Raw genomic sequence first — 23,521 nt, forward strand, 5'->3', positions numbered from 1 at the left:
TTGTCGCGGGGCGGTTTCCGGCCCCCAAGAGCCTGAGTTTCCCGGGACGTCGGACCGCGCCGGCACGGCGTTAGCCGGGCATCGACGCAGCAGGCGGCGGGAGCGGTCGGGCGGGCCGCTGGGGGGAAATCAGGGCGGCTAAACCTGCTAATATACCTAAGTTTGATTGCCGGGGCTGATCCCTGCTGACAGGCTGCCTCGGGCGCCGATGCGGCATGGGAGGCAGATGGGGACGAACCGCCCGATTTCCAGAGGCTGGCGTCCGGCCGTTGTGCCAGGCCTATCGGGCATTCCGGACCTTACCGGGTCTTGTGTACGAACCCGTCAGGCGGGGCGACACACCCCGTCGTCCGAATGCAATCATCAGACAATTCCGAGGCCGCAAGCGCTTTTTTCATCTCTCAGGACGTAATGTCGACTGATTCCGTGACTTCCGCATCTCCTGCCTCGACACGCGGCCGAGGGGGCCGCATGACCCCGCTAGAAGTGCGCGCCAGCGCGTCGCTCGCGGGGATTTTTGCATTGCGCATGCTTGGGCTGTTCCTGATCATGCCGGTGTTCTCGGTCTTCGCGCAGACGATTCCGGGTGGCAACGACACCTTCCTTGTCGGCCTGGCCATCGGTATCTACGGTCTGACGCAATCCCTGCTCTATATCCCGTACGGGTGGGCGTCCGATCGCCTCGGGCGCAAGCCGGTCATCGTCTTCGGCCTGATCGTGTTTGCGATTGGCTCGCTGGTGGCGGCGATGGCGCACGATCTGACGTGGATCATCGTCGGCCGCGCGATTCAGGGCGCCGGGGCGATCTCGTCGGCCGTCATGGCCTGCGTGGCGGATCTGACGAGCGACGCGAACCGTACCAAGGCGATGGCGATGATCGGTGGCAGCATCGGCGTGTCGTTTGCCGTGGCCATCGTGTGTGCGCCGTTTCTGTATCACTGGCTGGGCATGAGCGGCTTGTTCTCGGCCATCGGCATACTCGCGGTGCTGGCGATTTTCGTGGTGCTGTGGGTGGTGCCCACGCCGCCTGTCCATGCCAAGGCCGGGCCTGCGCCGTTCTCGGAAGTTCTGCATAACCCGGAACTGCTGCGTCTGAACTTCGGCGTGTTCGTGTTGCACGCTACGCAAACGGCGCTCTTCGTGGCGATGCCGCGCATGCTGGTCGCGGCCGGATTGCCGGTGGCGCAGCACTGGGAGATTTATCTGCCGGTGATGGGGCTGTCGTTCATCGCGATGGTGCCTGCGATCATCGCCGCCGAAAAGCGCGGCAAGATGAAGGTCGTGCTGCTCTCGGCGATTGCGCTCGTGGCCATCGCGCAGGTAGCGCTGGGCGGATTGCCGCCGACGGTCGGAGTGATTGCCGTGGTGTTGTTTGTGTACTTCTTGGGCTTCAATGTGCTCGAAGCATCGCAGCCGTCGCTGGTGTCGAAGCTGGCGCCGGGACAGCGTAAGGGCGCGGCTGTCGGGGTGTACAACACGACGCAGGCACTCGGACTTTTCTGCGGTGGGGCACTAGGGGGTTTTCTGATGACCCACTACGGTCAAAACGCAATCTTCCTGACTTGCGCAGCCGGGGCTTTCGTGTGGCTTATAATCGCCGCACCGATGAGGACGCCTGCGCCTCGTCAATCCTGATCGGATTTCAGCAATACCGGAGAAAGATTTATGGCATCAGTCAACAAAGTGATTCTGGTCGGCAATCTGGGTGCCGACCCCGAAGTCCGCTACATGCCGAGCGGCGATGCGGTTGCGAACATTCGTCTGGCGACGACCGACCGTTACAAGGACAAGCAGTCCGGCGAATTCAAGGAAATGACGGAATGGCACCGTGTGTCGTTCTTCGGCCGTTTGGCTGAGATCGTCAACGAGTACCTGAAGAAGGGCTCGTCGGTGTACATCGAAGGCCGTATCCGTACGCGCAAGTACCAGGCGCAGGACGGCACGGAGCGTTACAGCACGGAAATCGTGGCTGACCAGATGCAGATGCTGGGTGGCCGTAGCGGCGGCGGTGAAGGTGGCGGCTACTCGCGCGGTGGTGGTGGCGACGAAGGCGGTGGCGGCGGTTACTCGCGTGGTGGCGGTGGCGGCGGTGGCGGTGGCGGTGCCCGTCAGCAAGCCCCGGCCAAGCAGTCCGGCGGCGGCTTCGACGACATGGACGACGATATTCCGTTCTAAGTCGAGACGACCGGGCGACATGTCGACAAAACCCGGCAAGCGTTGCGCTGCCGGGTTTTTTTACGTCCGTATCAACCGCATCAGCCGCGCCAACGGTTACTCACCCTTGAGCAACAGCTTCACAAACGACTCGGCGGTGGCCTTCATTCGCTTCTTGTCCCGGTAGATCCGCTCGATTGCCACCAGTCCCCGAGTCAGCGTCACGGCCATTCGCGCGGCTTCGCGGGCCGGGAGATTGAGTCGGGATGCTGCGTCCGGTTGCGACAGCCGGACGAAGAGCGCTTCTTCAATCTCGTCCACCAGCGACTGAATGGCTGAGTGAATCGGTTCTTCCAGTCCTTCCGTACCGACGACCGTCTTCGTACTCAGACAGCCACGGCTCGGCGTGCCCGTCGTCATCGACGTAATCGCAAAGCTGAAAAACGCCTGCAACGCGGAGCGGAGATCGTCGTGATCGAGCGACGCCTTCATCTCCGACACGTAACGGTCGCGATACAGATCGAACGCCAGCAGGAACAACTCCTCCTTATCGCCATACGCGTTGTAAAGCGAGCCGCGCTGCACGCCTGTCGCAGAGGCCAGTTCCTGCATCGACGTCTTCGAATACCCCTGCTGCCAGAAGGTCGTCAGCACCTTCTCCAATAGCGCGCTCTCATCGAATTGGCGAGTGCCTGCCATGCCTGTCTCCTTGCCATATCCCCGCCATCGGGGACGAACAGGGTTATTGGAACAATTTTTGATACCCATGTCAAGAATGCGTAGATTGCGATTTTTGACGGTGCTGTCAAAGATATTCGGGCCTTGGCAATCGAACGCCGCTGCGCCTGACAAACGTTGGAACCTTCTATGCCTACTTCCTCTATGTCCCCGGCGGGGATCGACCGTCTTCAGGTCTGGCGATACATCTTCGCGGGCCTTTGCGCTAGCCTCGTCTCCATCGGTTTGGCCCGCTTTGCCTTTACGCCGTTGATGCCTGAAATCATCCGGGCGCAGTGGTTTGCGCCGTCGTCCGTGGTGTATCTCGGTGCGGCGAATCTCGCCGGTTATGTGATCGGCGCACTGATCGGGCGGCCGTTGGCGTCGCGCCTGCCCAACGAGCATGTGTTGCGCCTCATGATGGTGCTGATCTCCGCGGCGTTCTTCGCGTGTGCGGTGCCAGTGTCCTTCGTCTGGTATTTCGGTTGGCGCGTTGTCTCGGGGGTCGCGGGTGGCGTGGTGATGGTGCTGGTGGCGGGCACGCTCCTGCCGCACGTGCCACCGGCCCGAAAAGGGGCTGCGGGCGGCGCGATCTTTCTCGGTCTGGGGCTGGGCATTTCCGGCTCAGGCACACTGATCCCGCTGCTACTGCAATGGGGCCTTGCACAGACGTGGATCGGACTGGGCGCGGTGTCCGTCATCCTGACGACCGTGAGCTGGTTCGCGTGGCCCAACAGCAAGCTGACGCCTGCACCCATCCCTGCGCCGCATGAAAAGACGACGACCCCACACTTCGGATGGGAAGTCTGGCGCATCTATCTGCAATACGCCCTGATGGCCGCCGCCGCCGTGCCGCCGATGGTGTTTCTGGTGGACTTCATCGCACGCGGCCTCGGCGAAGGCACGCATCTGGGATCGATCTTCTGGGCGATCTACGGTCTGGGGGCGATTGCCGGGCCGCCGCTGTACGGCTATCTGGCCGACCGTCTCGGCGCGAAGCAGGCGGTAGGACTGGTGACCATCGTCATGATCGGCATCTTTGCGGGCCTCTACGCGACCAGCAACCTGCTAGTGCTCGGCGTGCTGACCGTCGTACTCGGCACCTTCGCGCCGGGCATGGTCCCGCTGATCCTCGCGCGTCTCCATGAAGTGATCACCCACAACGCGTCACGGCAGAATGCGGCGTGGACCCGCGCCAGCATTATTTCCGCCGCCGCGCTTGCGATTGCCGCCTATGCGTTCTCAGCGCTCTTCAATGCGACGGGCGGGAATCACCGATTGCTGTTCTTGGTGGCGGCCGTGATGCTGGTCGTCGTATTGCTGCTCGGCGTACGCCCGGCGACAAAACGAAACAAAACTCATTGAGTCTCGACACCGTGCCGACCCGGGTCTCTCTACCATTCGTGGAGACACCATCGGGTCGGAACGCATGAAGATTCTTTACACAAACTTTCACGTCGGCTGCGGCGGCGGGCAGGACACCTATGTCCGGGAACTCGCGCTCGCCATGGGCCGCAACCATGAGGTCACCGTCGCTACACCCCCCGGTAGCTGGCTCGGTGAACAGGTCAAGCGGCTGCCGCGCATTACATCGGTCGACATCGACTTCAAACCACGCTGGCATCGCTTCTGGCGCGAGACGCTGCGTTTGCGCCGACTGATTCGCGAGCACCGCTTCGATGTCGTGCACGTCAACGGCTCGCCCGATCATCGTCAGGTCATGCTCGCCGTCGCTGGGCTGGCGGTGCGCCCCGAAATCGTCTTCACCAAGCACAACACCTATCCCGCCAACTCGTTCGGCAACTGGTTGCGCGCAAGCTTCGGCACCAGCCGGACCATCGCCGTGAGCGATTACGTCCGCACGCTGCTCAGACGCGAGTCGTCCTATCCGAACATCGTGGTGATCAAACACGGTGTGCGCTCGCCAGGTACCGACCGGCTCAACGAGGAGGAACGCCTGCGCCGTCGCTCGGCTCTGCTCGGTGCAAGCGCCGACGACAGCATTGTGCTCGGCAGCGCGGCGGGCACCGGCGCCGCAAAGGGATGGGCCGACCTCGTCGTAGCGCTCACGCTGCTGCCCGAAGCGACACGTCGGCGCTTTCGCGTCTGGCTCGCAGGCACGGAGCCGAGCATCGAGCAGCGCGCGATGGTCGAGGCGTGCGGTCTCGACGCACAGATCCTTTTCACCGGACCGATCAATCACGTCCACCATCTGCTCGCGGCGACCGATGTCGCGTTCGTTCTCTCCTATCACGAGAGCCTGTCGTATTCGTGTCGCGAAGCGATGGCCGCTGGCTGCGCCAGCCTTGTGACGAAGGTCGGCGGATTGCCGGAAAACGTCACCCCGTGGGTGGACGGCTGGATTGTGCCGCCGCGCGATCCGCAAGCCATCGCCAACGTGTTGATGCACATCGCCGACAAACCGGAGCGCGTGCGACACATGGGGCACATGGCACGGATGAAGGGACGAACGGAGTTCGATTTCGACGATTTCGTCGAGGCGACCCACGGCGTGTACCTGGACGCCGTTGCCGCCAGCGCGAAGCAGCAACGCGCGACCTCCGCAAATCTCCCGACGCGTCAGTGGCTGCATAAGTTCTTGTCCATTGCACTGCGTCGCCATCGACGCAATCAGAAGCGAGTCGCCTGAGGCCCCCGCCATGTCGGTTCCGATTCTGATGTATCACCAGGTTTGCGAAGTGCCACCGCACGACAATCCGCTGCGTGGGCTGTGCGTCGATCCCGATACGTTTGCGTCGCAGATGGCCTGGCTTCGCCGCTTCGGCTATCAAGGCCTGAGCATGTGCGAGCTTCAGTTGTATCTTCGTGCACCGGGGCGCGCCAAGGTGTTCGGCATCACGTTCGACGATGGCTTTCAGAACGTCTTCGATCACGCAATGCCGGTGCTCGATTCGGTGGGTTTCACGGCGACCTGCTATTTCGTGGCGGATCATCTGGGCGGGACCAATCACTGGGACGCCCATCTTGCGCCGTCTCCCGCGCCTCTTATGGACCGTGACAGGCTCCTGACGTGGATGCGTCGCGGGCACGAGGTCGGCGCGCACACACTCAATCACGTGTCGTTGCCGGACCTGACGCTGGGCGATGCCGCCGCAGAAATCGTCGGCGCCAAGCACCAGCTCGAATCGATTTGCGGGACGAACATCGAGGCGTTCTGCTACCCGTACGGCAACGTCACCCGACACGTGCGCGACATCGTCGAGCGCGCCGGGTATCGCAACGCGACCACCACGCGACGTGGTCGGGCCGACCGTGACGACGATCCCTTCCTTTTGCCCCGTCTTGCCGTCGCGCCGGATGTCGGGCCATTCCGCCTGTTGTTCAAATGTCTGGCGAGCTAGCGCGCGCCGCATCAAATCGGGACGGTCGACCGTCCGTCGGAACACCGCCCGCCTGACCAATCCTCTACACGCAATTCGCGGAATCTGTGTCGCATTTTTGGTCCATTAGGTGAAACGGAAAGCGGGTATTCTTGCGGTTTTCCCAAATCTCTCCGTAAGCCATGAGCCGTTTCCCCAAACTTCATCTGCGCGACGGGGACGGTTTTCGCTGGCTCGGCGCGCGCCTGCTGCTCGGTGGGCTGTTCGTCCTGCTCACTCCGGCGGCGTGGGCTGCAACGTCTTCTGCGGGCGCGGCGCCCGCCACACCCGGGACGGTCTGTCGCGTCGAAGGCGGCGATCCGGGCCGTCCGTCGGTCGGGCTGGTGCTCTCGGGCGGGGGCGCGCGAGGTTACGCGCACCTCGGCGTGCTCAAGGTGCTCGAAGACAATCGCATTCCGGTGGACTGCGTCGCAGCGACGAGCATGGGCGCCGTTGTCGGTGGCTTGTACGCGAGCGGCCTGAGCGCGTCCGACATGCGCGCCCGGCTCGAACACGTGAACCTCGCGGACGTGGCGTTCGACGTCACCGATCGCAGCGATCTTCCGCAGTCGCAGCGTGAAGACGAACGCTACTACGTCGACAGCTTTTCCCTCGGCTTCGGTAATAACGGCTTCCAACTGCCGTCGGGGCTGGTGCATGGCAACCGGCTTCAGGCCTTGTTGCAGGAATGGACGCCGAACATCGGCGGTTCGGTGTCGTTCGACAAACTTCCCGTGCCGTTCCGCGCGATTGCCGCCGACTTGCAGACTGGCCAGATGGTCGTGCTCGATCGCGGCTCGTTGCCGCAGGCCATTCGCGCGAGCATGGCGCTGCCCGGTCTCTTCTCGCCAGTGGACGTCAATGGCCGCACGCTGGTCGACGGCGGCATCGTCAGCAACCTGCCGATCGAGACGGCGCGCTCGATGGGCGCGGACGTCGTAATTGCCGTGGACATCGGCTCGCCGCTGCGTCCGCTGAACGCACTGTCGTCGCCAGCGGACGTGTTCCAGCAGATGGTCGGCATACTAATTCGCCAGAACGTCGCGCGTCAGCGCGAGCAGCTTCGCGCAACCGACATCCTGATTCAGCCGGATCTCGGCCGTCTGACATTCACCGATTTCGAGAACGCGCCACAAGGCATCGCCGCAGGCGAAGCCGCTGCACGGGCCGCGCTGCCGCAGCTTCAGCGGCTCGCGCTGAGTTCGGAGCAATACGCCGCGTGGCGTGCCGCGCACGGGAAGGCAACGGCGCAAGCGGTCCGCATCACGAAGGTCGAGATCGACTCGCGCGGTGTGGTGCCTGCGAAGCGTATCCGGGCGGCGCTGCATGTGAAGGAGGGCGACGTCTACGACCCGGCCGCGGTCAACAAGGACCTGCTCGCCCTCGTCAACGAAGACGATTTCGAGAGCGTCACGCAGCAAATGGTGGAAGAGAACGGCGAGCACAAGCTCGTCATCACCGCGCAGGAGAAGCGCTGGGGGCCGAACTTCCTGCTGTTCGGCCTAGGCTTGTCGGCGACCTCGAAGGAGGAGGGCAGCTTCCGTCTGCACCTCGGCTATCGCCGCCCGTGGCTGACGAGCAGTGGTCTCGAAGCCCGTGCCGACGCCACGCTAGGCAGCGACGTCCTCGCGTTTCACGGCGAGTTGCGTCAACCGTTCGCGAACCCGTGGGGTGCTTACATCGCGCCGTACGTGGAGATTCAGCGCCGTCACGCCAACGTATATGACGAGTCGGGCGATATCAGGCTCACCCGGTATCGACTCACCACAGAGCGAGCCGGTGTCGACATTGGCTTCCCGATATCGACCCTGGGCGACTTCCGTGTCGGTCTGGTGTACGCGCACGGCACGGCCGTGCCGCAGTACAACCTGCCCATTGGCAACGACGATGACGACAATCCGACCCCGACGAATCAACTGCTCTTCCCCGACATTTACGGACGCCAGTTGAGCGCCCGCGCAAAGCTGGTGATCGACCAGCTCGACGATCCGCAATTCGCACGTCGCGGTTACTTCACGGAGTTGCGTGCAGAGCGGTCGTTGTTCGCGGGAAGCAACAGTTATACCGAGGTGTACGGCAAGGGCATGGTGGCGATGAGCTACGGGCGGCACAGCGTAAGCGCCACGGTGGAGGCGGGCAACAACTTCGGCGGCACCAACGTGACGAACCCGCTCGGTTTCACGCTCGGCGGCTTCCAGCACTTGTCCGCATACGCTGCCGATCAGTTGGCGGGCAATTCCATGATGTACGGGAACATCACATACATGAACCGGATTGCGTCGTTCAGCGCCTCGCCAATCCGGCGTCTGTTTGTCGGGGTGAGCGTGGAAGCGGGCAACGTCTGGTCCGTGGACGATTCGTTCGGGAGTGGTACGCTCAAGCGCAGCGTCACGGTCTTCACCGCGCTCACGACGTCGTTCGGCCCGATCTACTTCGGTGTGGCGTTCGCGCCGGGCGGACGTAACAACATCTACTTCCAGTTGGGACGTACGTACTGAGTTGGCTTAGGACGTCACCGAGGGCGAACCGGCGGGTGTCACGGCGGGCCAACTGATCTCGAAGCGTGCCCCGCCGAGGCTGACGGGGTCGGTCGCTGCGACGTTGCCGTTATGTGCCTGCATGACCTGCTGGGTGATGGCAAGACCGAGCCCGTAGCCGCCCGTGCGACGATCGAGTCGCACGAAGGCGTCGAAGATCCGTTTGCGGTCGTCCGGCGGAATGCCGGGGCCGTCGTCTTCCACGTAGATGCCGATGTTCCCGTGGCGCAACTGCATCCCCACGACGATGCGCGAGCGCGCATACCGGCTCGCGTTGCGCAGCAGATTGCGCATGGCGTACGCCATCAACCGCTTGTCCATGACGACCTGATACGACGGCGCGAGATTGCACTCCAGCGTGATGTCGCGCTCGGCGTAGAGCAGGGAGGCGTCGCGCACCTGATTCGCGAACCAGTGCGCAACGGACGTGGCCTCAAGATTCGACTGAAGCGAGCTGTACTCAAGCCTCGCGAACGTCAGACTCATGTCGATGAGTTCGTCGAGTTCGGTCACGTCCAGATCGATGCTCGCCAACGCTTGCTCACACGCGTCGGCGGGCGAGGTCGGGTCGCGCAATATCTCCAACGCAAAACGCAGGCGCGCGAGCGGTGTGCGCAGCTCATGCGATATGCCGTTGGTCAGATCGCGCTGTGTAGCAATCAGCTTCTCCATGCGCTCGGCCAGCGCGTTGAGCGTGCGCGCCAGCGGGCCGATGATGACGCTGTAGGATTCCTTCGCGCGTGTGTGAAAGCGACCGCCGCTGAAGTCGATGGCGCGCTCGCGCACCATCACGAGATCGACCCAGACCGGACGCATCCACCGATACGCGACGATGGCAGGCAACAGCAGCGTGCTCAATATCACAGGCACCAGAAAGTGCGCAGTCCCCAGACTCGTGCGCCATGCGCTGTCCGGCGCGTTGAACACGATGAAGAGCGCCGGGACGGCGAGCACCAGCAGACAAAGCCCCAGCAAGTTCGTGTACGTGCGCACGAAGAGCCGCGACCAACTGGGACGCCGGTCGGCGCGGGTGTCCGTCCATGAGCGGCGAAATCGCTGCCACCGCAGCCGACAGTATCGATAGGGCTGAAAGGGGTTGGCGGGCATGATGTGCGCCGGGCTGGCCGGTCGTGAGGTCGTGCTGGGTCAGTCCCAGCAGGATTTGTTGAGTTGATAGCCCTTGCCGCGCACCGTCAGAATGCACTGCGGGGCGGTGGGATCGTCGTTGAGCTTGCGTCGCAGCTTATAGATGCCGCCGTCCACCGAGCGATCGATGCCGTCGAACTCCACGCCGCGCAAGTGGCGCACCAGCACGTCGCGCGTCACCACTTCACCCGCCGAGCAGGCCAGTGCCCAGAGCAGATCGAATTCGGCAGAGGTCAGGTCGGGCTGTTTGCCGTTCGGCAGCGTGACGGACCGGGTGCCCCGGTCGATGCGGCATCGGCCGAGCGTGATGCTCTCGGGGGAGTTGCTCGCGGGAATCAGGTGTTCGTTGCGGCGCAGCTGAGCCTTGATGCGGGCGAGCAGCACACGCGGCTCCACCGGTTTGTGAACGTAATCGTCCGCGCCCAGCTCGAGCCCCAGGACTTCGTCGAATTCCTCGTCGCGCGCCGTCACCATGATGACGATGCCGCGATACTGCGCGCGCGCTTCACGGCAGATCTCGAAGCCGTCCTTACCTGGCAGATTGACGTCGAGAATCACCAGATCGGGGCGGCGGCGCAGGATCGTTTGCACGGCACGTGCGCCGTCGAGCACGCATTCGACCTGATAGCCGTGCTTCTGAAGGTAGCCGCAAACCAGGGCGGATAGACGGGCGTCGTCTTCAACGAGGAGGATGCGGGCGGACATGTGGATGCTGAAGGGAGATTTCCCAAGTGTAACGAGTTCCGTTGTGCTGGTATTGCCTGGCGACAAAACTCGACAATTCTCCAACGTCGATGCGTTGTGTTTTCGGCATCCACTTAATATAGAACACCCCGAGGGCCGTAAGCCTCTCGGGGTGTTCGGAACGATGTGCCCGACAACGTCGGGACAACGAACTTACGCCTTCGACGAAGACGTGTCGGATTGCGCGACCAGCAGAAGGAAGCCACCGGCAATCGCAATGTTCTTGAAGAAGTTGTTCAGTTGACCGCTGAATTGCGCGGGATCGGCGGCCCAGAACCGATGGCCGATGAGGGCCGTTGCCACGGTGTAGATCGCGAGCAGAAGCGCCAGCGGCTTGAGACGCCAGCCCAGAATCAGCGCGATGGCACCACCGGCTTCGATCAGGATGACCAGCGCGGCCACGACTTCCGCAAAGGGCAGGCCGATGGCGGCGAAATAGCCGACGGTCGCTTTGAAGGCGAATATCTTGCGAACCCCGGCGATCAGGAACAGGGCCGACATCAGCACCCGTGCAAACCACTGAATATTGAAACGATGCATGGTGATTGTTTTCATCCAAAAGCGAAATTCATTCGACAAAGACGTCGGCATTGAAGCGTTCCTGCGTGATGTGCTGCCGCAGGTGGCGCTCATCATATCGATGCGATGCGCGGCACGAAATACGTGCCCGGGTAACTTAAAGTTGCATGGGCGGAACAATCGACGTGGAACCTTTGCGTGGGCATGCGATCACCGAATGTCTGAGAAATACTCAAGCAGGCGATGATGTGGAAACGTATACGGAATTGAGTATTTGTATAATCGTTGCGTTATCCACTTCGGCCTCGCCAGGTTCTGTGCTGTGACCAAATCCTCACGCGACGACGCCACCGGTAACCTCGCCGCCACTGCCAGACTCGATGAAGCTTCGCTCTCGACGGCGGACCGGGCTTACGACGCCATTCGCCGTCAGATCGTATCGGGCGAATTGCCGGAAGGTGCGCCGATTCGTCAGGACGAGATCGCGGCGCAAATGGGCGTGAGCAAGATTCCGGTGCGTGAGGCGCTGATGCGTCTGCAATCCGAGGGATGGGTGTCGCTCAAGCGTCATTCGGGCGCGATCGTCTCGCCGCTCACGGTGAACGATTGCGTCGAGATGCTCGACATGCGGATCGCACTTGAATGCCGCGCGCTGGAAATCGCAGTGCCGAACATGGCGCCGAGCGATCTCGCGCTGGCTGAACAATTGTTGAAACGCTACGCGAATGCCGACACGCCGCAATCGTGGAGCGATCTGAATCTCGCGTTCCATCAGGCGCTCTACGCACCGGCGAATCGCCCACGCCTCGTCGCCACGGCGCAGGCCGCACAAGAGCGCATGGGACGCTTTCTGCGCGCGCACCTCTCGGCCGTCAACGACCACCAGCGCTCGACCGACGAGCACATCGCCATCCACCAGGCTTGCGCTGCGGGCGACACGAAAACCGCTGTGCGTCTGCTGCGCAAACACTTGGAACAAACGCAACGCGAAGTGATGGCGTATTTCCGGTTGAACGGGAAGGCGTAGGAAGCCAGCGTTAGTGCGACTCGCCCGCAGCCGCGCCAACCGCACTCATGAGTAACATGTGCGTCGCGTTTGCATCCTCGATGCGAGCAAAACCAAGCCTCGAATAGAACGCTGCGGCGGCATCGGTATCCGTCGAGAGCCGAACTCCGCGGAACCTGTGGTGTGCGTCTGAAAGAAGCTCGCGCACCAACGCTTCGCCGATGCCTCGCCGCCGAAAATCATTTGCCACATACAGACGGCGCAGCCGCCCTGTGTCGCCAGTTGCATCGTACGGGTCTACGTTCAGACCCCCGATGCCGACGAGGCGCCCGTTATACGTCGCCACAAGAAGGCGCTCCCCGAGCTTGTCAAACCTGTTCTTGCCCGTCTCCCATTCTTCAATCAGACGGCCGAGAAATCTAAACCCTTGCGTTGCGGCCTCTCGCTCAAGGTCAGTCAACTGTGGGGGAAGGTCTTCTATCTGGATTATCGAGAGCATGTGCACTCATTGACGCCCTAGGCGTTGTGATGTTTCGATCCCGTTGGCGGCTCATTCGCTGACGTTCTCAGCTAGCCAGCGAATTGCGTCATGAGGTCCCGGCAAAACGTCGCGTGTCACATCTTCCATCAGTCTTAACCCGCGATTGCTGTTGGTCAGCAAGACGACACCTGCCTGTCGTTCGAGGCTTCCGAGCACGAAAGCTCTGACGCCCGTCATCTTCCCCCATTGGAAGAATGCTCGATGACTCGGCTCTATGCCCCAACCCAGACCCCAACCGATGTCACGCTCGGTCTCCGGAGGTTCGCCATGTAGATGAACGACCGCATCCTTGGGCACCATAATGCTTGCGGTCAACCATGCCTTCCAGGTTGAAGGCTTGAGTCGCTCGCCACGGAGTACTGCTGCAACGAATGCGCCGTAGTCGGACGCGGTTGTGAGGAGTGAGTAAGATGCGTTCGCGGCCGAAGGGCGGTGAATCTCGACCTCCCGGTTCTCCTCATGCGGACGCGCCAGATTGCCGAGAAATCGATCCTGCCATTCCAGGCTTGACGAACGCATTCCCAGCGGCTCGAACACGAGGCGACGCATCGTCGCTTCCAGTCCTTCACCCGTCTGCGCTTCGACCGCTGACTGCATCAACGTGAATCCCATGCTGGAATAGCTGAACCACGAGCCCGGCGTGAAATGCACCCGAACCGGCTCCTTCCCTCGAATGTTTTGCAAACCACAGGTATGTGTGAGGACGTGGCGCAGGGTGATGAGCGTGGATCTCGGATCGTCGGGCACGACTGGCGCAATCGAGCGAGCAAGCGGCGCATCGAGATCCAGTACCCCGGCATCCACAAGCTGAAGCACGGCGTACGACACGATGGGCTTCGTCAGAGACGCCACCGGGAAGACTGTGTCGATGGTAACGGCATCGCCGGTCTCTTCGCCTTTCAGGCCGCTGGCAGCGGCGTCGATGCCGTTTTCGTGCACGCATGCCACTGACGCGCCAATCACATCACGTTCCGCCATCTTGGGCTCAAGCCAACGCGCGAAAGACAGTTCACTTCGATTCATTTGCCCCTCGCATTTTCGATTTGGCGAGCCGTGAAGGATGGCGTCGAGAACGGATTGTTGACGATTTCAGAAGGCGTGTCGAACGAACGGTCATGCGCCAGGGTGGCCTCGCTGCATCATGTCTGCCGATTTCGCACGTTCGAAATCGTATACGAAAATAATAAATGATATACGGACCCAATTTTGTTCGCGTATAGTCCATGTGACCGGGGTTTTGCGTACCCGGCTGTTCGGGCAGTCCCGCGCGGGGCTATGAGCCCGGATCTTGTCTCGTCTGTCGTCTGCCAGAGAGGCGCTGCGCGCGCCCGCACTGCGATGTAGAGCGCACCCAGGACACCTCGCCGCTGTGTTGTTTTCCAGCGCTAGGACTTTCCCTGATCCGACGCAACCCCTGATTGCCGGAATCGAAAAGCTGGGTGTAATGTCTTTACATGTATATACAACGCAGGACGAACTACTCATTACATCTATCAGGAGGTTTCATGTCCGAGTCGAAGAGTCTTCAGGGCGCTGCCGTCTGGCGCGGTGCCGAAATGGTGAACAACGACCGTTGGGTCAAGACGTTCCCGGCACACGTGCTCGATCAGATCGATGCCGCGCTGGCGCAAACGCGTAACGTCGACTGGCGCGACATCAATCGTCAGAACTTCCCGCTGTCCGACGCGGGTGCGTTCTTCGACGACGTTCGTGAAGAACTCGAAAACGGCTCCGGCATGGTCAAGATTCGCGGTCTCGACGTCAGCCGATACGACGCCGAACAACTGCGTCGTATCTGGTACGCGCTGGGTGCGCACCTCGGCACGCCGATGTTCCAGAACTGCCGTGGCGAAGTCATGCGCGAGATCAAGGACGAAGGCATGGGCGTCGGTGCGAAGCTCTACGGCGCGACCGTCGACAGCTCGGGCAAGCAATTCCTCTCCTCCGGCGCACGTACGCTCTCGCCGGGACAACTGCGTTTCCACACGGACCGCTGCGACGTGGTCGGTTTGCTGTGCGTGCGTCAGGCCTCGGAAGGCGGCGTGAGCAAGCTGGCGAGCAGCGCGACCGTCTACAACGAGATGCTCAAGCGTCGTCCCGATCTGCACGCGCTGCTGTGCAATGCGATTCCGCGCAGCCGTTTCGGCGAAGAAGCCGGTGGCGAGCACATCGCTTACGACCTGCCGATTTTCGGCGTGCGAGACGGTAAGCTGACGAGCCACTTCTCGCTCACCTATATTGAGAACGCCCAGATGCTGCCGGGCGTGCGCAAGCTCAGCGACGCAGAGCACGAAGCCATCCAGATGCTTATGGCGCTGGCCGAAGAAGAGTGCTTCCAGATGCGTTTTGCGCCGGGCGACATTCAGTTGCTGAACAACCACATCGTGTACCACGGCCGCACGGCTTTCGTGGACGATGTGCAGACCGGTCAGGACCGCATGCTCATGCGCCTGTGGCTGTCGATGCCCAACTCCCGTGCCTTGCCCGACGATCACGCCGTCCTTTGGGGCGACGTCGCCTCGGGCAAGCCGCATGGCGGCATCGCTCAACCGGCTGCGGCATTGCCCGCCTGACACACTGGGTACTGAAACACTGAAGCCCCCGCGCTAGCGCTCCGAATCACATACGAAAGACGCAAGGAGAGACCCCTCATGAAACCGATCGAACAGCAGGACAAGAACCGCGCAACACGCAAGACGACCCACCTGCGCTCGCTGCTCATTCCGCTCGTGCTGGGCGGCCTTTCCGTCTTGTCGACGGCAGCCTCCGCCGCGCCCGACTTCGGCAACTGCCAGGTCACCGGCACGCGCGGCTCGGTCAAGCTTGAAACGGTGACGCCGGGTGCACTGTCGGTGCGTCCGGTGCTGCCCGCACCGGGCTGGTGGAACGGCGATTCGCCCGACACCATCAAGGATGGCTTCGAATACTGCATGGCCGCCAATATGGCCTATCGCGCCGGTCTGGATCGCGTGATCGTCGTCAATCGCTCGTTCGCGCAAGTGGTGACGGGGCAGGCCAAGGGCTTCGACATCGCACTGAGCGAAATCACCATCACCGACGAGCGCAAGAAGGTCGTCAACTTCACCGATCCGTACTTCAGCTCGGATCAGGGCATTCTCGTGAAGACGGGCACCAAGGTCGACAAGGACAGCATCAAGAAGATGCGTCTGGGCGTGAAGCAAGGCACCACGATCCTGCCGTATCTGACGGACAAGGTGAAGGTCGCCGAGCACCCGAAGGTGTACACCGACGCCGCTGCCATGTACGCCGCACTGGCCGCCGGTCAGGTCGACGCCGTGCTGTACGACACGCCGAACGTGCTGTCCATCGCGAAGAAGTCCGAAGGCCGCTTCGAAGTCGTCGGCCGCTATGACACGAGCGAACAGTGGGGCGGTCTCGTCAACAAGGATTCGCCGAATCTCGCCGCCTTCAACAAGTTGATCGCCGAGATGAAGAAGGACGGCACGTTCGACCGTCTGGCCACGCAATACCTCGTGCCGAGCCTCGGTGCCGATCCCGCCAAGCTGCCGATCCTGACGCCGTGAGGTCGGGGCGACCCGAGTCAATCATATGAGCGATTCCACTCAAAAGGCCCCGGGGTCCATCCTCGGTGGCATGGGCCGGGAGCGCCGTCTGAACGTGGGCGGCACGCCGTCCGCGCCGACGGTGCTTTGCTTGTGCGCATTGCTGGGGGCGGCGATTGCCGTCGCCAGCAGCGTCTACACGATCGGCGCCCTGCGTGAAGGGTTGCTGGCCAATAAATTGGGCGGCTGGTGGGTGCCTGTCGGCACAGTTCTGCTCGGGCTGGCCTCGTTGCTCGTGCTCATTCCGCTGGTGCGTGCGTTTGCGCGCTACCAGGACTTCCGAACCGCCACGTCGCGTCGCGACATCGTCGCTGCGCGCGTGGCGAAGTCCGAAGCCGGAGTGCAAAGCTGGATCACGCTGGGCTACACGCTCGCGCAGTTGATCGTCGTGCTCGCGTTGCAGTTCGTGCTGGCGAACGACCTGGCGGTGGCGAAGACGTTCTTCCTAGTCCCGCTCATCGTCAAGACGTTCCCGCTTGTGCTCGATGCCTTCTGGGTGAACGTGAAGATCTTCCTGATTGCGGAAGTCTTCGTGCTGATCTGGGGCCTGGTCGTCGCACTCGCCATGTTCGCACCGGGCAATGCTGGCAAGCCGCTGCGGTTCATCGCCACGGCTTACGTCGACATCTTCCGCGCGATGCCTGCCGTGCTGGTGATCTATCTGGTCGGCTTCGGTCTGCCGCTCACCGGCGTGCCGATCCTGAAGGACCTGTCGCTCACCACCTACGTCGTGATCGCGTTGACGCTGACGGTCGGCGCGTACGTGGCGGAGATCTATCGCGCCGGTATTCAGGGCGTGCACTGGTCGCAGGTGGCGGCGGCGCGCTCGCTTGGCCTGTCGTACACGCAGACGCTGCGCTTCGTGGTGTTGCCGCAGGGCATCCGGCAGATCATTCCGCCGCTGCTCAATGCCTTCATCGCGTTGCAGAAGGACACGGCGCTGGTGAACGTCGTCGGAGTGATCGACGCTTTCAACCAGTCGATGGTGATCGCGTCGAACCACTACAACCTGTCGGCGGCAACGACCGTCGCCATTCTGTTCATCATCATCTCGGTTCCGCAGGTGCGCTTCGTGGAACGGATGGCCAAACGCGACCGCGCCCGCATGCGTGCCGGCGGTGCCTGAGGAGCGAACGACCATGTCATTCATCGAGATTCGCGACATTGCCAAGTCGTATGGCGACGTGTCGGTCATCAACGGTCTGGCGATGACGGTGGAGGAGCATCAGGTGGTGTGCCTGATCGGTCCGTCCGGCTCCGGCAAGTCGACGTTGCTGCGCTGTATCAACGGGCTGGAGTCCATCGACGCGGGAGAGATCCTCGTGCACGGCGACCGCATTACCGGCCCCGGCGTGGACGTCAATTCGCTGCGCCGGGATATCGGCATCGTGTTCCAGGGCTACAACCTGTTCCCGCACATGACGGTGCTGGAGAACGTCACGCTCGCGCCGATTCGCGTGCTCAAGCAACCCAAACGCGAAGCGGAAGAGCGCGCGATGGCGTTGCTGGAGCGCTTTAGTCTGGCGCATAAGGCGAACGAGTATCCGGACCGCATGTCGGGCGGGCAGCAACAACGCGTGGCCATCGTGCGTGCCCTGGCGATGGACCCGATGGTGTTGTTGCTCGACGAAATCACGTCGGCACTCGACCCGGAGCTGGTGTCCGAGGTGCTCAATATCGTGCGCGATCTGGCGCACGAGGGCATGACGATGCTGCTCGCCACGCACGAGATGGGCTTCGCTCGCGAAGTGGCGTCGAAGGTTTGCTTCCTGTGCGACGGCGCGGTATGCGAAGAGGGGCCGCCGGAGCAGATTTTCGGTGACCCGCAGCAGGAGCGCACACGTGCTTTCCTGCGAAGCATCCGGCAAGCCAAGCGTCTGTAACAGACACCCCCTCGCGCCTCACGGATCGAGGGGGGTTTTCTTTGTCGCGTCGCTTTCTGAGTGCGTCGATCAGGCGATGCAGGGACCGGTCGAATCCCGCAAGATCAGCCGTGTTTGCACGGTGCTGACCGTCGTCGGTTGTCCGGCGCGTTTGCGCAGGAAGGTGTCGACGGCCGACTCGCCGAGCGATTGCGTGGGAATGGCGATGGTGGTCAGCGGCGGCTCCAGCAGCGATGCAAGTTCGATGTCACCGACGCCCACGACCGACACCGACTCCCCGATCTTCAGCCCGCAACGCGTGGCGGCGCGATAGACCAAAGGGGCTAGCAGGTCGTCGTCACACACGAACGCCGTCGGTCGGTCGGGCTGCGAGAGCAGCGCTTCGATGCTCGACGACGAGGTTTCGCCGAAGGGCACTTCGATCTCCCGGCGGGCGTCGTACGTCAGCCCATGCGCTTGCAAGCCTTCCCGATACGCCCGTGAGCGCACGCGAAACGTGTTGGCTTCCAGATCGAAGCCAACACGCGCGATGCGTTTATGCCCAAGTGACGCGAGGTGATCGACCATCTCCCGCACGATCACGTCCGATGCGATGAAGACGTCGGCATCGGCAGACGAATCGCCATCGACCACGACCACGGACGTCGGCATGATTTCCAGCGCGCGCGCCGTCCACGACGCCTCCCAGAAGATCATGCCGTCGAACGCATGCGCATCGAGGCTGAGGAGCAGACTCTCCGGGTCGTTCCCGTACTCGCCGGTGTTGATGAGTACGGTGGCGTAACCATTGGCCGCAGCACGCCCGATGACCGACTTCAGCACCGCAGCGAAGTAGGGGTTGGAGACGTTCGGCACGCCCAGCGCGAGCAGCTTCTGCGTGCCGAGCTTCAGACCGCGCGCCGAGGAGTTTGGCCTGTAGCCCAGCGTCTGGGCCGCCTGAAGGATCTGTTCGCGCCGCTCGGGCGTGACGCGGCCCTCGGCCTTGCCACCGAACACCAGCGACACCGTGGATTGGGAAACACCGGCCAGACGGGCGACATCGCGGCTCGTCGGACGCGCAGCCGCAGGACTTTTCTTCTTATCGCTCATTGCGTTCATTCACGCGTTGAATTTTTAAAAATTCGAGTTTAGTGGTTAAAATCCGTCAGTCATACGTATGACACGATCCGAAATGCATACTTCGACGCATTCGCAGTGTAATGGGAAACAGCAATGAAGCGTCGTACCTTTCTCGCCGGCTCCGGTCTTCTGGTGGGTGCTCCGGCGGTGATCATCCGGCAGTCGAGCGCGCGCAGCGTGTCGCACGGCACCCGCTTTCCGTTCTCGGTCGCCAGCGGCGATCCGACAGCGGACGCGGTCGTGCTCTGGACGCGTCTCGCACGCGATACCGTCGACACCAGCCCTGTGGCCAGCGCGCCGGTGAACGTCGAGTGGATGGTCGCGACCGACCGCCGGATGACGAAGGTCGTGCGGCGCGGCGTCGCCCTCGCACAGCCGATGTACGGGCATTCGGTGCACGTCGATGTGGCGGGCCTCGCGCCGGATCGCGAGTACTGGTACGCCTTTCGCTGCGGCAACGAGCTGAGCCCGGTCGGACGCACTCGCACGTTGCCGTCCGAGCGCGCCGATATCTCGCGCTTCCGGTTCAATGTCGTGTCGTGTCAAAACTGGGAGCAAGGGTATTTCGATGCTTATGACGGCATGGCCGCTGACGATCCGTCGTTCGTGATGCACGTTGGCGATTACATCTACGACGTGAGTCGTGGTGGCGGGGTACGTGACCACGAGCGCCGCGCACTGCCGATGACGCTCGACGACTACCGCCGTCGTCACGCGCTATACAAGACTGACGCCGCATTGCGACGTGCGCATGAAACCTTCCCGTTCATTCTTACGCTCGACAACCACGACGGCCTCGAAGACAACACCACCGACGTCGCCCAGCTCAAGCGCCGCGCGGCCGCGTATCAGGCGTGGTATGAGTTTCAGCCTGTGCGCTATGCGCCGCTGCCTGCGTCGCCCGCCATGCAGATTCAGCGCGGCTACGACATTGGCAATCTGATGCGTCTCACGATTCCCGACACGCGTCAGTTCCGCGACTCGGAAACGCCGTGTGCCTCGGTGTCGGATAGCAAGTTCGCGTTCGGCGTCTACGAACAGGCATGCAAGGCCAACGATGCGCCTGAGCGTTCGATGCTTGGCGCGGGACAGGAACTGTGGCTCAAGGATCGTTTGCAGAACACGCCCGCGCAGTGGAACGTGATCGCCTCGACGGTCAAGATGACGCCGTTCGACATGCGGCACAATGACGCCCTTTACCGCTACCTGCAATCGTGGGACGGCTATCCCGCCGAGCGCAATCGCATCCTCGACCAGATCACGGCGGCGCGTGTGCCTAACCCGGTCTCGCTCTCGGGCGACATTCATTCGTACATGATCTCGTCCGTGGTGCGCAACGTGGGCGACGACCCGCGCACCGCACCGATGACCGAACTGGTGGGGACATCGATCAGCGCGCTGTGGCCCGAGCCGCTCGATAAACCGATGGCGCAGGGACTGCCGATGAACCCGCACGTCAACTATTACGAAAGTCAGCAGCGCGGCTACATGCGATGCACGGTCACGCGTGACTCGCTATTCACCGATCTGCGCACGATCGACTTTACCGACAAGCCCGGTGGCACCGTCCGGACGAGCAAACGCTTCGTCGTCGAGAACGGCAAGACCGGCGCACAGGAAATCTGAACGTCATGAACGCTACGACTCATCCGTTGCTGCAAGCCTTCTTCCCCTATGGAGACGTGATCGCCGCCGTGCTCCGGATCATGGGTGTTTCCGCCGATCAGCAGGACAGCGACGACGGCTCGCACGACTGGTCGCATCTGATTCGCGTGTGGAAACTGGTGACGGAAATCGCCACCGACGACCCGGGGCTCGATCTCGAGATGTTGGCGGTCTCGGTGCTGCTGCACGACTGCGTGCAAGTGGAGAAGACGGACCCGCGCCGCGCACAGGCGTCACGGCTGTCGGCGGAGAAGGCAAGCGAAGTGCTGCGCACGCTGGGGTGGGACGCCGCCCGCATCGATGCCACCGCACACGTCATCGAAGCGCATAGCTTCTCGGCAGGGATCGAACCCCGGACGAATGAAGCGCGCGTGATGCGCGACGCCGACCGGCTCGATGCCATCGGCGCCATCGGTATCGCACGCACGTTCTACGTCGCAGGTCGCAATGGCTCGCGGCTTTACGACCCACTCGATCCTTTCGCCACGCATCGCGAACTGGACGACCGGCGCTTCGCACTCGATCACTTCGAGACCAAGCTGCTGCACCTCGCCGACGGGCTGACGACCGCCACCGCGCAGCGCATCGGAGAACACCGCATCGCCACCATGCGCGCCTATGTCGAGCTGCTGCGCGACGAGATTACAACGACACGCCCAACGTCCTGATCGCTTCTGAACCCTTCCTGATCCCATAACCGCTGACGAATGAGAATTCGTCAACTGTTGATAAGTTAATTAGTTATGCGAAATAACATGATGAAGATGCCCGTCGCGGCAGGTCTGCTGCTGGGTGCCGTCTGCGCGATGCCGTCCGTGGCGATGGCGCAGAGTTCGGTGACGCTGTACGGCATCATCGATACCAGCCTGCAATATGTGAATCACGCAGGCGGCAAGCAAAGCCAGATCTCGATGGTGACCGGCAACGGCCTCGGCACGCGCTGGGGCATTACCGGCACCGAGGATCTCGGCGGCGGGCTGCAATCCGTCTTCAAGCTGGAGAACGGCTTCGATTCGACCAACGGCAAGTTACTGCAAGGCTCGCGGGAATTCGGGCGTCAGGCGTATGTTGGGCTGACGAGCCGTGAGTGGGGCTCGGTGCTGATCGGGCGGCAGTACGACCCGCTGATCGATCAGGTGCTGCCGACGCAGGGCAATTTCTTCGTGGCGGGCTACTGGACTGCGCCGGGCGATGTCGACAACTCGCAGAACACGGCACGTGTGAGCAACTCCGTGAAGTGGACGAGCCCGGTGTGGCGCGGCGTACAGATCGAAGGCATGTACGCGCTCGGTGGCGTGGCGGGCGCGCAGGCATCCGGTCAGACGTACAGTGCCGCAGGCTCCTATACGTTCGGTCCGGCGCGGCTGGCGGCGGGGTATCTGCACATCGATAACGGTAACGCCCGCGCGACGACGCGTCCGTCGAGCACGACCGACTTCTTCTTCGTGAGCGCCGTGAATCGCGCGTACGCCAGTGCGAAGTCCATCGACATCTATCGCGCAGGGGGACGTTACACGCTCGGCAACGTTACGCTCGGCGGCTACTACAGCCAGTCGTACTACAACGCGGATGCCGCCTCGACGTTCAGAACGACGCAACGCTACGACAGCTATGGCGTCTACGCCGTGTGGCAGATCTCGCCCGCGCTCGCTGCGCAGACGGGTTACGACTATCTGAACTCATCGGGCGATTCGTCGGCGCACTACCATCAGGTCAGTGCGGCGGTGGATTACAGCCTCAGCAAGCGTACGGACCTCTACTGTGTGGTGACGTACGCTCACGCCACGGGGTACAACGGCATCGGTCCGGCACAGGCGGCGATTGCCACCGTCTACGTCGACGCGGGCGTGAATTCGCAGATGTATGTCACCGCAGGCGTTCGGCATAAGTTCTGAGCCGTCACGCCATCTTCTCCACGCCGTCGCCAGGTTCAGTCTGCGACGGCGTCCAGCGGCACCTCCAACCCGACCTTCACGTTGCTCATCGAGACGAGCGTCTTGAAGCGTTTGACGTTGTTGCTCTCGAAGAAGAGCGCGCGCGTGAGCGCCGTGTACTGCGCCATGTTCTGCACGACCATGATCACCACGAAGTCGCATTCCCCCGCGACGTAGTAGCACTGCTGCACCTGCGGACAGGCTAGAAAGCTGCGCTTCATGGCGTCGAGCAGGTCGAGACGTTCGTTCTCGACTTCGACTTCCGTGATGATCGTGAGCGGATAGCCGACCTGCTCCGGGTCGACCAGCGAGACGGTCTTGCGTGTCACGCCTTCCTCCGCGAGTTTCTTCAGCCGCCGGTTCACTGCCGCAGACGACAGATTGATCTGCGCCCCCAGCGCATGCTGAGGCGTTGTCGCATCCTGCTGAATCGCCGCAAGGAGGGCGATGTCGTAACCGTCGAGGCTCATTTGCGTAATAAAAATTCGATAGAGACGCCTAAAACGCGTAAATCGTACGCGCGCTCCGGAATATTATTCAGGCTGTCCGATGATACTCCGCTAGCGGCGACCTCCCGAAGTCCATGCCGCAG

General features: G+C 62.3%; 22 protein-coding genes. 14 read left to right on the forward strand and 8 right to left on the reverse strand.

Annotated elements, in window-relative coordinates:
* Nucleotides 1-471: 471 nt before the first annotated feature.
* A complete protein-coding gene (locus tag ACIQWO_RS15755; RefSeq protein ID WP_402825714.1) occupies nucleotides 472-1,635 on the forward strand; it encodes an MFS transporter in 1,164 nt (387 codons plus the stop codon).
* A gap of 30 nt (nucleotides 1,636-1,665) precedes the next feature.
* Complete coding sequence (locus ACIQWO_RS15760; RefSeq protein WP_402825717.1) at nucleotides 1,666-2,175, forward strand: single-stranded DNA-binding protein; 510 nt, start codon at nucleotides 1,666-1,668, stop codon at nucleotides 2,173-2,175.
* A gap of 96 nt (nucleotides 2,176-2,271) precedes the next feature.
* On the opposite strand, the gene ACIQWO_RS15765 is transcribed toward ACIQWO_RS15760, so the two are convergent.
* Nucleotides 2,272-2,853: a TetR/AcrR family transcriptional regulator gene (locus ACIQWO_RS15765; protein WP_402825720.1), complete on the reverse strand. Its 582-nt coding sequence runs from the start codon at nucleotides 2,851-2,853 to the stop codon at nucleotides 2,272-2,274.
* Between the two features lie 168 nt (nucleotides 2,854-3,021).
* Here ACIQWO_RS15765 and ACIQWO_RS15770 point away from each other — a divergent pair, with 168 nt between their 5' ends.
* From ACIQWO_RS15770 to ACIQWO_RS15785, 4 genes are all read left to right on the forward strand, one after another.
* A complete protein-coding gene (locus ACIQWO_RS15770; protein ID WP_402825723.1) occupies nucleotides 3,022-4,236 on the forward strand; it encodes a YbfB/YjiJ family MFS transporter in 1,215 nt (404 codons plus the stop codon).
* A gap of 64 nt (nucleotides 4,237-4,300) precedes the next feature.
* Complete coding sequence (locus ACIQWO_RS15775) at nucleotides 4,301-5,521, forward strand: glycosyltransferase (RefSeq protein WP_402825726.1); 1,221 nt, start codon at nucleotides 4,301-4,303, stop codon at nucleotides 5,519-5,521.
* Between the two features lie 10 nt (nucleotides 5,522-5,531).
* The gene (locus ACIQWO_RS15780) at nucleotides 5,532-6,233 is read left to right on the forward strand and encodes a polysaccharide deacetylase family protein (protein ID WP_402825729.1); all 702 of its coding nucleotides are present in this window, start codon (nucleotides 5,532-5,534) and stop codon (nucleotides 6,231-6,233) included.
* A 161-nt stretch (nucleotides 6,234-6,394) separates the two neighbouring features.
* Complete coding sequence (locus tag ACIQWO_RS15785; protein WP_402825731.1) at nucleotides 6,395-8,749, forward strand: patatin-like phospholipase family protein; 2,355 nt, start codon at nucleotides 6,395-6,397, stop codon at nucleotides 8,747-8,749.
* A 6-nt stretch (nucleotides 8,750-8,755) separates the two neighbouring features.
* Here the strand turns inward: ACIQWO_RS15785 and ACIQWO_RS15790 are convergent, their stop codons facing one another.
* The 3 genes from ACIQWO_RS15790 to ACIQWO_RS15800 form a co-directional block, all read right to left on the reverse strand.
* On the reverse strand, nucleotides 8,756-9,895 hold the full coding sequence (locus ACIQWO_RS15790) for an ATP-binding protein (protein WP_402825734.1): 1,140 nt from the start codon (nucleotides 9,893-9,895) through the stop codon (nucleotides 8,756-8,758).
* 39 nt (nucleotides 9,896-9,934) lie between these two features.
* The gene (locus ACIQWO_RS15795) at nucleotides 9,935-10,639 is read right to left on the reverse strand and encodes a response regulator (RefSeq protein WP_402825736.1); all 705 of its coding nucleotides are present in this window, start codon (nucleotides 10,637-10,639) and stop codon (nucleotides 9,935-9,937) included.
* A gap of 192 nt (nucleotides 10,640-10,831) precedes the next feature.
* A complete protein-coding gene (locus ACIQWO_RS15800; RefSeq protein ID WP_402825739.1) occupies nucleotides 10,832-11,218 on the reverse strand; it encodes a DoxX family protein in 387 nt (128 codons plus the stop codon).
* A gap of 301 nt (nucleotides 11,219-11,519) precedes the next feature.
* On the opposite strand from ACIQWO_RS15800, the gene ACIQWO_RS15805 reads away from it, so the two are divergent.
* Complete coding sequence (locus ACIQWO_RS15805; RefSeq protein ID WP_402825742.1) at nucleotides 11,520-12,224, forward strand: GntR family transcriptional regulator; 705 nt, start codon at nucleotides 11,520-11,522, stop codon at nucleotides 12,222-12,224.
* 10 nt (nucleotides 12,225-12,234) lie between these two features.
* Here ACIQWO_RS15805 and ACIQWO_RS15810 read toward each other — a convergent pair whose 3' ends face one another.
* Together ACIQWO_RS15810 and ACIQWO_RS15815 are read right to left on the reverse strand one after the other, a co-directional pair.
* Entirely contained in the window at nucleotides 12,235-12,702 is a 468-nt protein-coding gene (locus ACIQWO_RS15810) for a GNAT family N-acetyltransferase (protein ID WP_402825744.1), read from the reverse strand.
* A 51-nt stretch (nucleotides 12,703-12,753) separates the two neighbouring features.
* Nucleotides 12,754-13,767, reverse strand: coding sequence for a serine hydrolase domain-containing protein (locus tag ACIQWO_RS15815; protein ID WP_402825747.1), 1,014 nt, complete (start codon nucleotides 13,765-13,767; stop codon nucleotides 12,754-12,756).
* Nucleotides 13,768-14,249: 482 nt separating this feature from the next.
* Here ACIQWO_RS15815 and ACIQWO_RS15820 point away from each other — a divergent pair, with 482 nt between their 5' ends.
* From ACIQWO_RS15820 to ACIQWO_RS15835, 4 genes are all read left to right on the forward strand, one after another.
* Nucleotides 14,250-15,317 carry a TauD/TfdA family dioxygenase gene (locus ACIQWO_RS15820; protein ID WP_402825749.1) on the forward strand — a complete coding sequence of 356 codons (1,068 nt, stop codon included), beginning with the start codon at nucleotides 14,250-14,252 and terminating at the stop codon, nucleotides 15,315-15,317.
* 78 nt (nucleotides 15,318-15,395) lie between these two features.
* Nucleotides 15,396-16,289, forward strand: coding sequence for an ABC transporter substrate-binding protein (locus tag ACIQWO_RS15825; RefSeq protein ID WP_402825752.1), 894 nt, complete (start codon nucleotides 15,396-15,398; stop codon nucleotides 16,287-16,289).
* Between the two features lie 25 nt (nucleotides 16,290-16,314).
* Nucleotides 16,315-17,454: an amino acid ABC transporter permease gene (locus tag ACIQWO_RS15830; RefSeq protein WP_402825754.1), complete on the forward strand. Its 1,140-nt coding sequence runs from the start codon at nucleotides 16,315-16,317 to the stop codon at nucleotides 17,452-17,454.
* 13 nt (nucleotides 17,455-17,467) lie between these two features.
* Complete coding sequence (locus ACIQWO_RS15835) at nucleotides 17,468-18,211, forward strand: amino acid ABC transporter ATP-binding protein (protein WP_039402185.1); 744 nt, start codon at nucleotides 17,468-17,470, stop codon at nucleotides 18,209-18,211.
* A gap of 69 nt (nucleotides 18,212-18,280) precedes the next feature.
* Here the strand turns inward: ACIQWO_RS15835 and ACIQWO_RS15840 are convergent, their stop codons facing one another.
* Nucleotides 18,281-19,300, reverse strand: coding sequence for a LacI family DNA-binding transcriptional regulator (locus tag ACIQWO_RS15840; protein WP_402825758.1), 1,020 nt, complete (start codon nucleotides 19,298-19,300; stop codon nucleotides 18,281-18,283).
* A 123-nt stretch (nucleotides 19,301-19,423) separates the two neighbouring features.
* Between ACIQWO_RS15840 and ACIQWO_RS15845 the strand changes: the two genes are divergently transcribed.
* The 3 genes from ACIQWO_RS15845 to ACIQWO_RS15855 all read left to right on the forward strand — a co-directional run bounded on the left by ACIQWO_RS15845 (nucleotide 19,424) and on the right by ACIQWO_RS15855 (nucleotide 22,890).
* Nucleotides 19,424-20,956, forward strand: a complete 1,533-nt coding sequence (locus tag ACIQWO_RS15845; RefSeq protein WP_402825760.1) for an alkaline phosphatase D family protein — start codon at nucleotides 19,424-19,426, stop codon at nucleotides 20,954-20,956.
* 5 nt (nucleotides 20,957-20,961) lie between these two features.
* A complete protein-coding gene (locus tag ACIQWO_RS15850) occupies nucleotides 20,962-21,663 on the forward strand; it encodes an HD domain-containing protein (RefSeq protein WP_402825763.1) in 702 nt (233 codons plus the stop codon).
* 87 nt (nucleotides 21,664-21,750) lie between these two features.
* Nucleotides 21,751-22,890, forward strand: a complete 1,140-nt coding sequence (locus ACIQWO_RS15855; protein ID WP_402825766.1) for a porin — start codon at nucleotides 21,751-21,753, stop codon at nucleotides 22,888-22,890.
* 35 nt (nucleotides 22,891-22,925) lie between these two features.
* Here ACIQWO_RS15855 and ACIQWO_RS15860 read toward each other — a convergent pair whose 3' ends face one another.
* Nucleotides 22,926-23,399, reverse strand: coding sequence for an Lrp/AsnC family transcriptional regulator (locus ACIQWO_RS15860; RefSeq protein ID WP_402825768.1), 474 nt, complete (start codon nucleotides 23,397-23,399; stop codon nucleotides 22,926-22,928).
* Nucleotides 23,400-23,521 lie beyond the last annotated feature (122 nt).

The organism is Pandoraea sp. NPDC090278 (genome assembly GCF_044772185.1).
Classification (GTDB): domain Bacteria; phylum Pseudomonadota; class Gammaproteobacteria; order Burkholderiales; family Burkholderiaceae; genus Pandoraea.